Below are 13,617 nucleotides of genomic sequence, written 5' to 3' on the forward strand. Positions count from 1 at the left end.
CAAACCATTTGCGCGCTAAGGATTGTCGGATATTCAATGTAGGACCGATGGAAGACGTTTTCTCTGTAAGCGGAAATATTGTGGATGTATTGAACCGGCGCATATTTGCCGGAACACTGCATATTGAACGAGGGCGCATTGTTCATATTCAGGAAGATAACACCATTTACGGGCAATTTATTTGTCCGGGATTCATTGATGCCCACGTGCATGTGGAAAGCTCTTTGCTTACTCCTGCCGAATTTGCCAAGTTGGCTGTTGTACATGGCACCGTGGCTACCATATCTGATCCCCACGAAATTGCCAATGTGCTGGGCATTGCGGGCGTGGAGTTTATGCTTGAGAATGCCAGGCAAGTGCCTTTTAAATTCTTTTTTGGTGCTCCCAGTTGTGTGCCTGCCACCCGTTTTGAAACAGCAGGCGCTGTGCTCGATGTCCAGGCGGTTGAGCAACTGCTGCAAAGAAAAGATATTTGGTATCTCAGTGAAATGATGAACTTCCCGGGCGTATTGCAACAAGATCCGGATGTAATGGGAAAAATTGCCCTGGCCAGGCAATACGGCAAGCCCGTGGATGGACATGCACCTGGCCTGAGAGGCGAACAGGCTCGCCGATATGCCGAAGCTGGCATCAGCACCGATCATGAATGCACAACCCTCGAAGAAGCACAGGACAAGCTCCACGCCGGGATGCACATCCTCATCCGGGAAGGGAGCGCAGCCCGCAATTTTGATGCACTCATCCCCCTGCTGAAAACATTTCCCGAACGCATCATGTTCTGCAGTGACGACAAACATCCCGATAGCCTGGTAGCCGGACATATCAACGAACTGGTAAAAAGAGCATTGACAAAAGGACAAGCCCTGTTCGACGTCCTTGGTGCTGCATGCCTGAATCCCATTCAGCATTACCATCTTCCCGTGGGCAGGCTGCAAATCGGCGATCCGGCCGATTTCATCGTAGTCGATAATTTCGAACGGCTGCATATCCTGGCCACCTATGTAGAAGGCAAACTTGTTGCCCGGGAAGGCAAATCACTCATTCCGTCCGTATCCAGCCCGACTCCCAATCATTTTCATTCCCCCAAACTCAAACAGGAAGATTTGGAGGTAAAGGCACCGACAGGCTCTCCCTGCTTCATCCGCATCATTGAAGCTATTGACGGCCAAATCGTTACCGGTGCGGCTCAAGCCTTAGCCCGGATTCATGATGGAAAAATTGTCAGCGATACCCAGCAGGATATCCTGAAACTTGTGGTCATCAACCGATACAAAGCTGCCCGGCCAGCCATTGCTTTCATTCGCGGATTCGGGTTGAAACGCGGAGCCATTGCTTCATCGGTAGCGCATGACAGCCACAACCTGATAGCCGTGGGGGTAAACGACGAGATGATTCTGAAAGCCATACAGGCAATTGTGCCGCATGGCGGCGGCCTGAGTGTGGTGCATGAACACAAACAACTGGTGCTTCCCCTGCCTGTGGCCGGGCTGATGAGTGCAGAAGATGGCTATGCTGTTGCCCGAAAATATGAACAACTCGATGCAGAAGCCAAAGCCCTGGGTTCAAAATTGCGCGCTCCTTTCATGACACTTTCCTTTATGGCTTTGCTGGTGATTCCCCGTCTCAAACTGAGCGACCAGGGCCTGTTCGATGTTGAACAATTTGGGTTTACCCATTTATTTATCTGATCAAGCATTCGTACGAGAAGAGGTTTTCTTCATGCGTTCCCTCTCCCATCCCAGCAATTCCCGACCTTTTAGCACAATCTGAATCCCTTTCCGTTTCAACCAGATTGAACGCTTGAAAAGACTTTCTTCTTCCTTTCGCTTATGATAAGCAGCAACAATGTTTTGATAAGTGATTAAACCAATCACTTCCTTGGTGATGGGATCCACAACAGGTATCACATCGGTCTGGCATTCATCCATAGCATCAACGGCCGCACTAAGCTGATCGTAAGGCGATACAGCACAAATTTGTTTTTGTACCATATCTGCGATAAGCGTATCCTCAGCTTGATGGTGACTGAAAATATCTTTTCTGCGCACAATCCCCACCAGCCTTTCCTGAGGATCCACTACCACAAAACAACTCATGCGCGATGCAAATTCGTTGCTTTTGATCCATTCTTTTGCATCGCGGACGGTATTGTATGCGCTCAATACGTTTACGGCTTCACCAATCACGTCTTTCACCAGTATTTGCTGCAAAATATCTGGTTCATACGTGTCGGGTGAATGGATACCCCTGCGTTCAATTTTCTCGGTAAGAATAGTGCCCTTCATCAGAAAGAATGAAATGGTGTAAGCGGCAGTACAAGCCCCCAGCACGGGCAGCAAACCATGCAACTGACCAGTAGTTTCCACCACAAACACAATGGAAGTCAACAGTGCCCGGGTGGCCCCGGCAAACATGGCCGCCATTCCAACCAACGCACACACAGGCATTATAACAGGTAAAGAAGGAAACAGATGTAACAATAAAAACCCCAATAGCGCTCCTAATCCGCCTCCGATAGTAAACAAGGGTGCAAGCGTGCCACCGGAAGTGCCTGTCCCCAGCGAAATAAACCAGGATATATATTTCAACAAAAACAAAGTGAGCATCATGGAAATACCCACATGCCCCGACAAAAGGAGGCGGATGTTATCATATCCTACGCCCATGGTTACCGGCGCAAAATAACCCACAACACCTACCACAACAGCCCCTATGGCTGGCCACCACATCCAGTGAATTTGTGTTTTACCAAACCAATCTTCCACCCAATACACGCTTTTGGATACGAAAGCCGAAATAACTCCTACTACCAGCCCCATGAGCAAGTAAACTGTCAATGCCAATCCGTTGGATTCCGGAATAGCGGGCATGGCAAAAATGGGGGTCTTCTCAAACAAAATAAAATGCATCACATCGGCAGTAGCACAGCTAAGAGTCACCGGAATAAGTGAGCGTGGAGAAAATTCAAACAACAATAGTTCAACAGCCAGCAGCACCGAAGACAGAGGGCTACCAAATATTGCCGTCATGCCTGCAGCAGCACCAGCAGCTAACATGATTTTGCGTTCATTGTCTGTGATGCGCATGATCTGCCCAGCCAGTGAGCCCAACGCACCGCCCGTGGAAATGATAGGACCTTCTGCGCCAAAAGGCCCGCCACTACCAATAGATATGGCTGCTGATACAGGCTTTAAAAAAGTAATGATGGGCGGCACCTTGCTGCGACCAGTAAGAATCCGTTCCATGGCCTCAGGAATGCCATGCCCACGAATACCCGGCGAACCATATCTGGCCATCAGACCCACCAACAATCCGCCCGCTATCGGCATCAAAACCGTCAACCACCCCATAACCGTATTTGTAGGAGAGGCCGGTGCAATGGAAATACGCCCATAAAAACACAGATTCGTGAAAAAGTTAATGAGCCAGATCATTACTTTGGCCATAAAACCAATCAAAACCGCATTGAATATGGCCTGCAAAGTCAAATAAATAACTCTTTTGGAAAGACCACTGCGGGGGGCAGCCAGTAATTTACCCTGTACATCCTTGAGTCCTTCAAAGCTGGTAGCTACAGGAATAGATTGACTCTTGGGCTGACCTGCCTGCGCTCCGGTATCGGAATGTAAATCAGACATGCTTTACGAGATTGTATGGTGAATAATCACAAGCCGGTGCATGCAAGTCAAAAAAACTTATGAGGAACAAATCTGTTCCCTTTCAGGCTAAAAATTACATCTCTCACTCACATGCCTCGTTACAATAGGTTACCCGCATCCCAAATGGCTTGCTGTGCTGTTCAGGAAGAAGCCCGCATTTTCTTTTTTAATTGCAAAATGGTATATCGTTGCTCATTTTTTTCCCATTGCATCACACTTCGCAGGATAGCCACAAAAACTGCAATCATCAGCGCTCCTGCAATAATCAGTACCAGATCCCCATGCGTAACCATCCCCCGATCTCTCCAGCCATCTACCAAAAAATAGGTAATCATCAACAGGCCAAACATCAGACCTATCATCAGGTTGGGTCCTAACCGATATCGCCATTTCGGAATGAGGGTACGCATTTTTTCCCAGTACAACAGAAAATCTTCTTCCTGTGGAGTCAGCATGATGCAAAGAATGTGAACAAATTTAATCAAATTCCGCGGGAAGTGTACAGCCATGGGCGCTGGAAGTTTTTCTCTCAGGGCTGATGGCCAATCCACAGAGCTCCTCCTATGCCATCATACCTGGCTCCCGTAACCGAAGCCAGAGTGGTACTTTCTTCCCGCCAGCGGCGGATAGCCAGAAAAGCCATGATCAAGGCTTCTTTGAATTTTACCGTTTCAGCATCAGGCACAATCACTTCCACATCCATGGGCTGTAACGCAGCACGGATACGGGAAAGCAGGTGCCTGTGAAAAACACCCCCACCCGTTGCCAGAAGGGAATTGGCCTGCCTGGCTTCAGGAAATCGCTCCCGCACCTGCGCTATAGCACGGGCCAATTGTACGGAGATATGTTCACAAAAAGTGGCCAGCTTATCTTCCACGGTTGCATCATATTGTTCAAGCAAAGGCCACACTGCCTCTGCAATCCACTCATTGGATATAGATTTGGGGAAGGGCCTGTCATAATACGGCAATGCATGCAGTTGATGCAACAACACTTCCTGCACATGACCGCTTGCCGCCAGTTCGCCATCCCGATCGAAAGGCTGATTCCTGAGCATGGCCAGCCGATTCAGGATCTGATTGGCGGGGCATACATCAAAAGCCACTGAAAGTGTTTCACCATGAAAACTCAGGTTGGCAATGCCACCGATATTCAAAAGCCAGGGATAATCGGGAAACAGGCATTTTTCGCCCACCGGCACAATGGGCGCCCCCTGGCCACCTAAGGCCACATCGAGCATGCGCAACTCCGTTACCACCGGGAGTCCGGTCATGGCAGCAATCACCGCCCCGTTACCCAGCTGATCACTAAACCCTTCTTCCGGTCGGTGAAAACCCGTATGCCCATGGGAACCAATCAAATCAACCCGGTACTGCAAGCCATGTTTCTCGATGAATGCAAGAATTTTCTCGCCGATAAATCTTCCCAACGCTATATCCAGCCGTTTGTAGGAGAGTGCATCCAGCTGCGGGATCTGATGAAGCCGGGAAAGCATCGGCTCGGGGTAAGGGAAACATTCAGCAGCTTCCAGATAGTATTCCCATTTACCTCCTCTTTCGTGAAACTGGGCATATACTACATCCAACCCATCACCCGAACTTCCAGACATGACACCAATAGCCTTATAAATCATGCATCCTGCTTTTCCGGCAAAAATACCGGATTATGGAGCTTTTGCTAAGAAACAGTTTGTAAATAAAGGAATTTGTATTTTGCTGCCATGATTGCCGGACAGCCCACCATCATCAATCTGAGCAAACAACATTCTATCCTGAACGAATGGATGTATGAAATCCGTTCGGTGGATATACAGACCGATCGGATGCGTTTTCGCAGAAATCTGGAACGCATAGCCGAAATAGCAGCTTTTGAAATCAGCAAGCATCTGCCATATGTGAAAAAAACCTGCATCACGCCCCTGGGCCGTGCCACCTGCCATGTGCTGGAACAACAGCCGGTAGTGGCTACCATCTTGCGTGCCGGGTTACCCATGCATCAGGGTTTGTTGAATTATTTTGATAAAGCCGATAATGCCTTTATCTCCGCCTATCGCAAGCATCACGAAGACGGATCGTTTCACATCAACCTGGAATATCTTTCCTGTCCACCTCTGGAAGGGCGTTATCTCATTATCTGCGATCCGATGCTGGCCACCGGTGCATCGCTGGTAAAATCTATTGAGTTGTTGCTGGAATGCGGCCAGCCGGCCCAGATTCATGTGGTGGCAGCCATTGCTTGTACGGTAGGGATCGATCATCTGCGCCGGCACATCCCACAGGCGTATGTCTGGGCCGGTGATATCGACGAGGAACTCACCGCAAAAGGATACATCGTCCCCGGACTGGGCGATGCAGGCGATCTGGCCTTCGGAAGCAAACAACAACAATAATTTTCAAAACTTTTAGTTAGATTTAAACAAAATTCTACGCCAAAGGTGTGGACATCTATACCCGTACGCCTGATGGGATTATGCCTGTGTCTTGTGGTAACGGTTCAAGCCCATGCCCAGGATCCGCATTTTACACAATTCTTTGCCTCCCCGCTTACCCTGAATCCAGCCAATACTGGCCTTTTTTCTGGCATCGGACGGATTGCCGCCAATTATCGCAGCCAATGGGGCAGTATCGCCACCCCATTTGTAACGGGAACGGTTTCAGCTGACTTTCAGCTATTGCCCGGTATAATTCCGGCAAATGATATCTTCGGGGTGGGTGGATTGCTGCTTTACGATGAAACAGGCGGAGGAGGCCTGAAAACAGAATATGCTGCAGTATCAGCAGCTTACCATAAGGCTTTGGACATGGATGGAAATATCACCCTGGGTGTGGGTGGACAGTTGGCCGTGGTGCAAAAGAGAATCGATTTCTCCAAGCTCGTTTTTGAAGATCAGCTTACCAGCAATGGATTTGACCCCACGCTGCCCAGCGGCGAGTACATTCCAAATGCCAGCATCACCTATCCGGATTACGATGTGGGATTGATTTATAACCAGCTCATCGGCCAATGGTCCAGTTTCTATGCAGGTTTATCTTACTACCATATTTCCCAGCCACACGAATCATTCCTCGGGGCCAATTATCACCTGCATTCCCGCTTTACGGCACACGGCGGAGGGGTAATCGGATTCAATGCTTCATCCGGTGTTTACCTCAGCGGCCTTTTCATGAAACAGGGAAGTGCTACAGAAATTGCATTGGGCGGAGCCATAGGCTTGTTGGTGAACGGCATTCCCGAAACCCCAACAGTACTCTACATAGGCAGCTGGTACCGTTACCGGGATGCAGTCAATCCTTACGTGGGCCTTCAGGTAAACAACTTGCAGGTGGGCATCAGCTACGATGTCAACACATCCAGCTTACAGGCAGCCTCGCTGCATCGCGGCGGGATGGAAATTTCACTCATTTATACTTATCCGCCACCCGGCCCTAACCTGAAACGATATAAGTGTCCAAAGTTTTAAACGAATTAGTATTTTTAATATATGATATTAATTCTTAAAATATTTTTACTTTGCTATGAATTCGAGATACTACATGAAAGTGATCAGGGAAGACGCACAGGCCTACCAGGGCGCAACCAGCAATGACCATATTTTCGATCCTCCCCTTCGGGAAATTTTTGACAGGATTCCGGCCCTGGTGTATTTGAGGAATCAACTTACTGGAGGCATTGTATGGTGCAACAAGGCCACAGAAGAGGCTTTTGGACTGCCCGCAGAAACCATCTACCAGTTGGGAAATGAGCTTTTTGAAAAAATATTGTACCCAGACGATCACTACCTGGCAGCTCTCAGCAACCAGCATTATCAGGAAAAAGAAGAAAATTTTGCCGGTGTAATCCGTGTACGCCGCACAGATAGCAATAGTTACCGCTGGTACGCAGGCGTTTCTACCCCTTTTCGTTATACTGAAGAAGGTAAGGTGTGGCTCACGCTTTGTGTATTCATTGATCTTAGTTCTGCTGTCTACACCCAGCCCCAACTCAGTGAGGCTCTCCACGAAACCCTTACCCAGCGATACAAAAACATCCACGATTCCCTCACGCCCCGAGAAAAAGAAATTATCAAACTCATTGTGGCGGGTTATACAACCAAACAAATCGCCAAGCAATTGTATTTAAGCAGCTATACGGTTGAAGGATATCGGAAAAGCATCCGGCTTAAACTCAACGTAAACAGCACGCCACAACTGGTTGCTCTCGCGAAACAAATTGGATTGGAGTAAAACCTGATCTGGCAGACATCCACTTCTGAAAAATCAAAAACCCCCAAAAATGGGGGTTGTCTGTGCAGTATTTCTGCAAGTATCTTTGTTGTGTTCGTTATTCAAATCTTCGTTAACCATTAAAAATATCCTATGGAAATGAACCTTTACGATGTGTACCGAATTCTGGATATCCAACAACCCAGCAATGCGGAAGAAGTCATCGCACGATATCGGGAACTCAAGGAAAAGTACAATCAGATCAAAGAGACTACAAAAGATTTGAAAACCCAAATGCTATATCAGCGCAAGTTGATTGAGCTTGACGATGCGTATCTGTATTTTCTTCGACATCAAATGCAGTGATTATTTTCTGATACGATCACGAGCTCATCAATCATCAGCAGGTAGTCAGCAAAAGAGCCCATCTGTGGATGGGCTCTTTAATTTATGTATCCTGCAATCCTTTTGCTTTGCTTACCCAGGGATTATCCCGCACGTAAAACCTATAGGGCAGCCAGGCATCTTCCTGCGCGTAGGCCACACCCACACGGGTCGTAGCTACAATGGCATCTTCCGGCACGGGCAGGGCATCTTCGATCCAGATCAGGTCACCGGTTAATGGCTCCCCGTTGTGCAGGCGATAATGAATGCCCAATGCCCGCGAGAGAGCTCCGGGACCGGCTGTAAGGCTATAATCTGGTTTCTGCTTACCTGTTCTGCGCAACATTTCCGGCAAACCTTCTGCAGGCTGAACGGCCCGGATCAGCACGGCATGAGGCACCCCTTCCTGATTGGTAACCACATTAAACAAATGATGGATGCCATAGCAGAGGTACACATAAGCTACCCCCCCTGCATGGTAGAGCATTTCATTCCGTGCCGTCCGACGCCCTCCGTAGCCATGGGATGCTCGGTCTTCAACTCCCGCATAAGCCTCTGTTTCAACGATTATGCCGCTGGTAAGCCTGCCGTCTATACAAGTAACCAGCTTTTTGCCAAGCAGTTCCCTGGCTATACCCACCACATCCGGACGGAGGTAAAAAGAAAGCGGTAATTTGCGCGAAATCCTGGTCATGACCTTTACCCAAATTGCCTGCAATTTCGTGCAGAACAGGTATAATCTTTCAATGGCTTCCCAAAATATCTAACATAAATGAATCCACCTTCCGCCAAAGGCTGCTTATACCTCATCCCTGCACCTCTTCAAGAAACGGCGCTGCAATGCCTGCCGGAAGAAATCAGGGAAGTGCTGAAGCGAGTTCGTTTTTTATATGTAGAAAAAGCTACAACCGCCAGGCGGTTTATCAGAAAGCTGCTTCCCGAGCTGAATTTGGAAGAAAAAATTTGGGTTGAAATGAATAAACACAGAGATATCTCGCTGCATGAGCTTCGGCAATGGCTTCAGGCCGGCGAAGAGGTGGGGGTAATGAGTGAGGCGGGCTGCCCGGGCGTTGCTGATCCCGGTCAGCAGCTAGTAGCCGAAGCCCATCGGCTGGGAGCCCGCGTAGTGCCGCTCACAGGCCCGAATGCCCTGTTGTTGGCACTGATGGCCTCCGGCATGAACGGACAGCAATTCCGGTTTTGTGGTTATCTACCTGTAGAAAGCCGGCAAAGACGTCAGGCCATTCTCGCACTCGAACGCCGGGCGCAAGACACCGGGGAAACACAAATTTTTATGGAAACACCCTATCGCAATCTAAACCTGTTAGAAGCGCTACTTCAGCAATTAAAGCCTGCAACCTGGCTTTGTGTGGCAGCCGGACTTACCTCGCCGGAAGCATTTATCAGGAGTGCTCCTGTTTCGGAATGGAAAAAATCACCTTTGCCGGAACTGCAGAAAATACCAGCCGTATTTCTGATTGGCTTTCCTGCTCAGTAAATACCCGTGCTATCAGGTAGGGTTACGTACAACAGCTCGTCAGCTATCACAGCCGATTCACCACGCCAGGGAAGCTTGCCTTTGTAGGTGAGCAATTTCAGGGTAACATCCTTTCCGATATCCGAAAACAGCGAATCGGCCAGCGTTTTCCGGATGATGGAAAAATGCAGCAGCCGATCGGTTGTATCGCTTTTTCCGGGTAATTGCAGGTAGCCTTCATAGGTTTTAAACACATAGCCCCGCTGCACAACCGAACGCAAAATACCATGCTGGATACTAATCTGATAGGGTGTTATATACCGAAAATAAATTAACGTAGCCAAAAGCAGAAGCAAGATAAAAATGGTAACAAAGCTAAACCGCGCCATATCCGAAAAGTACAAAGAATTCCTGCTCATGCCAAAGGGTTCAGCAAAATTGTCGTTACCTTAGAGTCTGTAAAAGCAAAGCCTATGCGCATCGGTATTGTTTGCTATCCTACTTATGGGGGCAGTGGCGTGATTGCAACCGAGCTGGGTAAGGCACTGGCCGATAAAGGTCATCTGGTGCATTTTATCACCTACCAGCAACCTGTGCGGCTGGATCATTTCCATGCCAACATTTACTATCACGAAGTGATCGTACCCACCTATCCTTTGTTTGACTATCCACCTTATGAATCAGCTCTTTCCAGCACATTGGTGGATGTAGCACTGAACAGCCATCTGGATTTGTTGCATGTGCACTATGCCATTCCCCATGCCTCTACAGCCTTTGTAGCCAAGGAAATCCTGAAGCGGCAGGGAAAATACCTGCCAGTGATTACTACCCTGCATGGTACGGATATCACGCTGGTGGGCAGAGATAAAACCTATGCACCGGTAGTATCTTTTTCCATTAACCAGTCAGATGCCATCACAGCCGTATCCAGAAATCTGCGGGATGAAACCTATCGTTCGTTTGATATCCGAAAGGATATCCAGGTGATTTACAACTTTGTGGATTTAAAACGTTTCCGGCGCCGTCCGCTGGCACAGTTTCGCCAGGCCATTGCCCCAAATGGAGAAAAAATTTTGGTGCATGTATCCAATTTCCGCCCCATCAAACGCGTGCAGGATGTGGTGCATATTTTTCAGAAAGTACATGAAAGCATTCCCAGCAAGCTTCTGCTGGTAGGAGATGGACCAGAAAGGCCCATGGTAGAACGTTTATGCCGGGAACTGAGTTTATGTGATGATATTCGCTTTGTGGGAAAGCAGGAGCAGCTGGAAGACATTCTTTCCATCAGTGATTTGTTTTTGCTGCCTTCGGAATATGAAAGTTTCGGCCTCGCAGCACTGGAAGCCATGGCATGCGAGGTGCCGGTGATCTCATCCAACGCAGGCGGCCTGCCCGAAGTGAATATCAATGCTGAAACGGGTTTCCTGAGCCCGGTAGGCGATATTGCGCACATGGCTGCTCATGCCATCCAGTTGCTGAGCGACGAGGAGATGCTGCAAAGGTTTCGCAGACAGGCCCTGAAACGAGCGGCCAACTTCGATCTGGAAAAAATCGTTCCCCGGTATGAAGAGCTGTACGTGCAGATGATCCAGCAACAGCCCGCCATTTCCCTGCCGGCTTAAACCATCAGTGGTTGCTGCTGAGCCAAAGGGCAGGATTCATGGATTCCGTACCCTTGTAAATGAGGAAATGCAGGTAGGTTTCGCCCGATTCATCGTTGGTATATACAATGCCCACAGGTTGTTTGGTTTGCACGTGTTCACCAGCCTTTACCAGGGGCTTCAGCAGGTTGGAATACACGGTAAAATATTGCCCGTGGCGAAGAATTACCGTCCACCGGTTGTATTGATCAAACGTGGCGGTTACCACATCGCCTTCAAAAACGGCACGGGCTACAGCTCCCTTTTCGGTATCAATATTCACTCCGTTGTTTTCCACTTCCACGTAGGAAAGCACGGGGTGCTGATGCCGGCCGTAGGGATCGGAAATATATCCTTTTTCCACAGGCCAAGGTAGCCGGCCCATATTGCCTTCAAAATTGCTGGAAATGAGTTTTTCTTCCGGCGTTTCGGATAATATGGCAGAGCTGGAAGAAGCAGCTGCCGGAGTTGATTTTGCGGAAGCCGAGGCAGTGGCTGATTTGCTTCGGGCAGCTTCTTCGGCCGCCTTGCGACGGGCTTCTTCAATTTCACGCCTGATTAAAATAGCCAGGGTAGCATCCAGTTTTTGTTGTGCCCTGCGTTTGGCTTCAATATCGGCCAGGATCTGTTTTTCTTTTCCTTTCAGGGTTAAGAGCAGCTGATTTTTTTCTTTCCGCTCCTGCTCCAGTTGCTGCATTTGTTTTTGCTGGGCACTCAATGCCTGCGTGCGATCCTGTTTGCTGGCCGAAAGTAAACTGATTTTCTCTTTCAGCAGTGCCTGGGTTTGCAGGATGGATTGCGCCTGATGACGTCGGTAATCACGCAAGCGCTTCAGATAAGCATATCGGTGCAGGGCCTCGTTAAAACTGTTTGCAGAAAGAATGAAGTTGATGTAATCATACATGCTTCTGTTCTTATAGGTGTACACCACTTGCCGGGCATATTCAGCCTTCAGAGTGTCCAGGTCCTGTTCCAGTCCCTGGATATCAGCATAAGCCCTGCGGATATCGCGGTCAATCAGGCTGATTTCATCATTGAGGTTTTCTATGAGCCGGTCGCGCAGGCTGATTTTGCTCTGCAGCAGCTGCACCTGCCGGACGGTGAGATTTTTGTTTTTCCGGATTTCTTCCAGATGGGCATTTGCCTCTTCAAGCTGGCGCTGCAGCTGGGCCTTTTCTTTTTCCAATTCAGCTCTGGTAGGCAAGCCGGTATTTTTTTGGGCATACGTGACCTGATGCCATCCCGGCAAAAAAACCAGCAACATCCAGATATAGCGGAGAAGCTTATGAATCAGCTGTTTCACACGGGCAAATTTAACCAAATGCCATGCAAAGGCACGGCATTTCATCAAAAGGGAAAGATTTTTAACAACTGAATATGTGTCATTGAGCCGTATAATGCGCAGGAATGACAAATGGGAAGCTCAACGGCTGATTCAACTCCACGTTTTGTATTTCCACCTGCAGGGTGGTATGCTGCTGATCACCGGCCTGCAGCTGCCAGCCCGCAGGGAAAGCCTGTGTGCTATCCGCATAAAAATATTGCACCACGGCCTGCGTCAAGCCAGTATCGGCCAACGATAAAATTCCATGGGGGATTATCAGTTCGCTTTGCTGCCAGCGGAAAGCCGGAAGAGTAAGCCACAAGCGACTTTCAAGGCTATCCGCATGCATGGTAAAACGAACCGAAACCGTATCTTCCTCAACATCGCTGATAGCCGTACTCAGGAATGGCGGGTTGCCTACCAGCAAGTTTTGCAGGATATGAAAATCAACCGGCACTCCCAGCCAGGCAGATATTTCCTGAAAGCTTTTTTGATAATAGGTGCGCTTTAAGCGATTGATCAATGTAATACTATCCGGCGTAATCAAGGCGCGGGCCACCTCAATACCCAGCAGAGCAGTGGCATTCATCCAGATCAGGCTATCCGACTGCATGCGCAGATTTACTACCAGGTTTTGTGATTCATTACCCCTGATGAAATTTACCTTCAGTCGTGCCGCATAAGTATGAAACCGCAACAGATGCTGCTGCAAGGTGCTGTATAATGTCGTAACATCAAGTGCATGCAAAGCACCAGATGAAGATGACGCTTGTATTTTTTCTGAAGCCGAAGATGAGGTTGCAGGTAAAACAGGGGAAATGCCTGCTGCTTTACCGGATGAAAACAACCGGTGGACAATACCACAGGAGGAGCTGAGACTCATCCAACAGATACAACTGCCTAAGATCACGAATTGCCGGAACGTATTCAT

14 protein-coding genes are annotated in these 13,617 nt (G+C 48.7%); 7 read left to right on the forward strand and 7 right to left on the reverse strand.

What is annotated here, in order from left to right; genetic code table 11:
* The first annotated feature begins 47 nt into the window (after nt 1–47).
* A complete protein-coding gene (ade, locus tag BM367_RS03405; RefSeq protein WP_092457734.1) occupies nt 48–1,688 on the forward strand; it encodes an adenine deaminase in 1,641 nt (546 codons plus the stop codon).
* On the opposite strand, the gene BM367_RS03410 is transcribed toward ade, so the two are convergent.
* The 3 genes from BM367_RS03410 to BM367_RS03420 all read right to left on the reverse strand — a co-directional run bounded on the left by BM367_RS03410 (nt 1,689) and on the right by BM367_RS03420 (nt 5,292).
* Nucleotides 1,689–3,638, reverse strand: a complete 1,950-nt coding sequence (locus tag BM367_RS03410; protein ID WP_092457737.1) for a chloride channel protein — start codon at nt 3,636–3,638, stop codon at nt 1,689–1,691. It lies immediately after the preceding gene.
* 161 nt (nt 3,639–3,799) lie between these two features.
* Nucleotides 3,800–4,114 (reverse strand): hypothetical protein, encoded by a 315-nt coding sequence (locus BM367_RS03415; protein ID WP_092457740.1) that lies wholly within the window; start codon nt 4,112–4,114, stop codon nt 3,800–3,802.
* 74 nt (nt 4,115–4,188) lie between these two features.
* Entirely contained in the window at nt 4,189–5,292 is a 1,104-nt protein-coding gene (locus BM367_RS03420; protein WP_092457743.1) for an anhydro-N-acetylmuramic acid kinase, read from the reverse strand.
* Between the two features lie 72 nt (nt 5,293–5,364).
* On the opposite strand from BM367_RS03420, the gene upp reads away from it, so the two are divergent.
* The 4 genes from upp to BM367_RS03440 all read left to right on the forward strand — a co-directional run bounded on the left by upp (nt 5,365) and on the right by BM367_RS03440 (nt 8,227).
* Nucleotides 5,365–6,048: a uracil phosphoribosyltransferase gene (gene upp / locus BM367_RS03425; protein ID WP_245759882.1), complete on the forward strand. Its 684-nt coding sequence runs from the start codon at nt 5,365–5,367 to the stop codon at nt 6,046–6,048.
* 45 nt (nt 6,049–6,093) lie between these two features.
* The gene (locus tag BM367_RS03430) at nt 6,094–7,119 is read left to right on the forward strand and encodes a PorP/SprF family type IX secretion system membrane protein (protein WP_092457748.1); all 1,026 of its coding nucleotides are present in this window, start codon (nt 6,094–6,096) and stop codon (nt 7,117–7,119) included.
* Between the two features lie 73 nt (nt 7,120–7,192).
* Nucleotides 7,193–7,882 carry a LuxR C-terminal-related transcriptional regulator gene (locus tag BM367_RS03435; protein WP_222842561.1) on the forward strand — a complete coding sequence of 230 codons (690 nt, stop codon included), beginning with the start codon at nt 7,193–7,195 and terminating at the stop codon, nt 7,880–7,882.
* 132 nt (nt 7,883–8,014) lie between these two features.
* A complete protein-coding gene (locus BM367_RS03440) occupies nt 8,015–8,227 on the forward strand; it encodes a hypothetical protein (protein WP_092457754.1) in 213 nt (70 codons plus the stop codon).
* 82 nt (nt 8,228–8,309) lie between these two features.
* On the opposite strand, the gene BM367_RS03445 is transcribed toward BM367_RS03440, so the two are convergent.
* The gene (locus tag BM367_RS03445) at nt 8,310–8,939 is read right to left on the reverse strand and encodes a DNA-3-methyladenine glycosylase (protein ID WP_092457757.1); all 630 of its coding nucleotides are present in this window, start codon (nt 8,937–8,939) and stop codon (nt 8,310–8,312) included.
* A gap of 78 nt (nt 8,940–9,017) precedes the next feature.
* Between BM367_RS03445 and BM367_RS03450 the strand changes: the two genes are divergently transcribed.
* Nucleotides 9,018–9,743 (forward strand): SAM-dependent methyltransferase, encoded by a 726-nt coding sequence (locus BM367_RS03450; protein ID WP_092457760.1) that lies wholly within the window; start codon nt 9,018–9,020, stop codon nt 9,741–9,743.
* On the opposite strand, the gene BM367_RS03455 is transcribed toward BM367_RS03450, so the two are convergent.
* The gene (locus BM367_RS03455; RefSeq protein WP_092457762.1) at nt 9,737–10,141 is read right to left on the reverse strand and encodes a hypothetical protein; all 405 of its coding nucleotides are present in this window, start codon (nt 10,139–10,141) and stop codon (nt 9,737–9,739) included. The two genes, BM367_RS03450 and BM367_RS03455, sit on opposite strands and share 7 nt — an antisense overlap.
* A gap of 54 nt (nt 10,142–10,195) precedes the next feature.
* Between BM367_RS03455 and bshA the strand changes: the two genes are divergently transcribed.
* Nucleotides 10,196–11,344 (forward strand): N-acetyl-alpha-D-glucosaminyl L-malate synthase BshA, encoded by a 1,149-nt coding sequence (gene bshA / locus BM367_RS03460; protein WP_092457765.1) that lies wholly within the window; start codon nt 10,196–10,198, stop codon nt 11,342–11,344.
* A gap of 4 nt (nt 11,345–11,348) precedes the next feature.
* On the opposite strand, the gene BM367_RS03465 is transcribed toward bshA, so the two are convergent.
* Nucleotides 11,349–12,665 carry a murein hydrolase activator EnvC family protein gene (locus tag BM367_RS03465; RefSeq protein WP_177224090.1) on the reverse strand — a complete coding sequence of 439 codons (1,317 nt, stop codon included), beginning with the start codon at nt 12,663–12,665 and terminating at the stop codon, nt 11,349–11,351.
* Between the two features lie 79 nt (nt 12,666–12,744).
* Complete coding sequence (locus tag BM367_RS03470; RefSeq protein WP_177224091.1) at nt 12,745–13,617, reverse strand: lipoprotein insertase outer membrane protein LolB1; 873 nt, start codon at nt 13,615–13,617, stop codon at nt 12,745–12,747.

The sequence above is a fragment of the Thermoflavifilum thermophilum genome (genome assembly GCF_900116565.1).
GTDB classification, from domain to species: domain Bacteria; phylum Bacteroidota; class Bacteroidia; order Chitinophagales; family Chitinophagaceae; genus Thermoflavifilum; species Thermoflavifilum thermophilum.

Bases quoted from the DNA above. Each gene is read 5' to 3' on its own strand.
- ade (WP_092457734.1), top strand. From the start codon at position 48: ATGGAAGACGTTTTCTCTGTAAGCGGAAATATTGTGGATGTATTGAAC.
- BM367_RS03410 (WP_092457737.1), bottom strand. From the start codon at position 3,638: ATGTCTGATTTACATTCCGATACCGGAGCGCAGGCAGGTCAGCCCAAG.
- BM367_RS03415 (WP_092457740.1), bottom strand. From the start codon at position 4,114: ATGCTGACTCCACAGGAAGAAGATTTTCTGTTGTACTGGGAAAAAATG.
- BM367_RS03420 (WP_092457743.1), bottom strand. From the start codon at position 5,292: ATGATTTATAAGGCTATTGGTGTCATGTCTGGAAGTTCGGGTGATGGG.
- BM367_RS03435 (WP_222842561.1), top strand. From the start codon at position 7,193: ATGAAAGTGATCAGGGAAGACGCACAGGCCTACCAGGGCGCAACCAGC.
- BM367_RS03440 (WP_092457754.1), top strand. From the start codon at position 8,015: ATGGAAATGAACCTTTACGATGTGTACCGAATTCTGGATATCCAACAA.
- BM367_RS03445 (WP_092457757.1), bottom strand. From the start codon at position 8,939: ATGACCAGGATTTCGCGCAAATTACCGCTTTCTTTTTACCTCCGTCCG.
- BM367_RS03450 (WP_092457760.1), top strand. From the start codon at position 9,018: ATGAATCCACCTTCCGCCAAAGGCTGCTTATACCTCATCCCTGCACCT.
- BM367_RS03455 (WP_092457762.1), bottom strand. From the start codon at position 10,141: ATGAGCAGGAATTCTTTGTACTTTTCGGATATGGCGCGGTTTAGCTTT.
- bshA (WP_092457765.1), top strand. From the start codon at position 10,196: ATGCGCATCGGTATTGTTTGCTATCCTACTTATGGGGGCAGTGGCGTG.
- BM367_RS03470 (WP_177224091.1), bottom strand. From the start codon at position 13,617: ATGAATACGTTCCGGCAATTCGTGATCTTAGGCAGTTGTATCTGTTGG.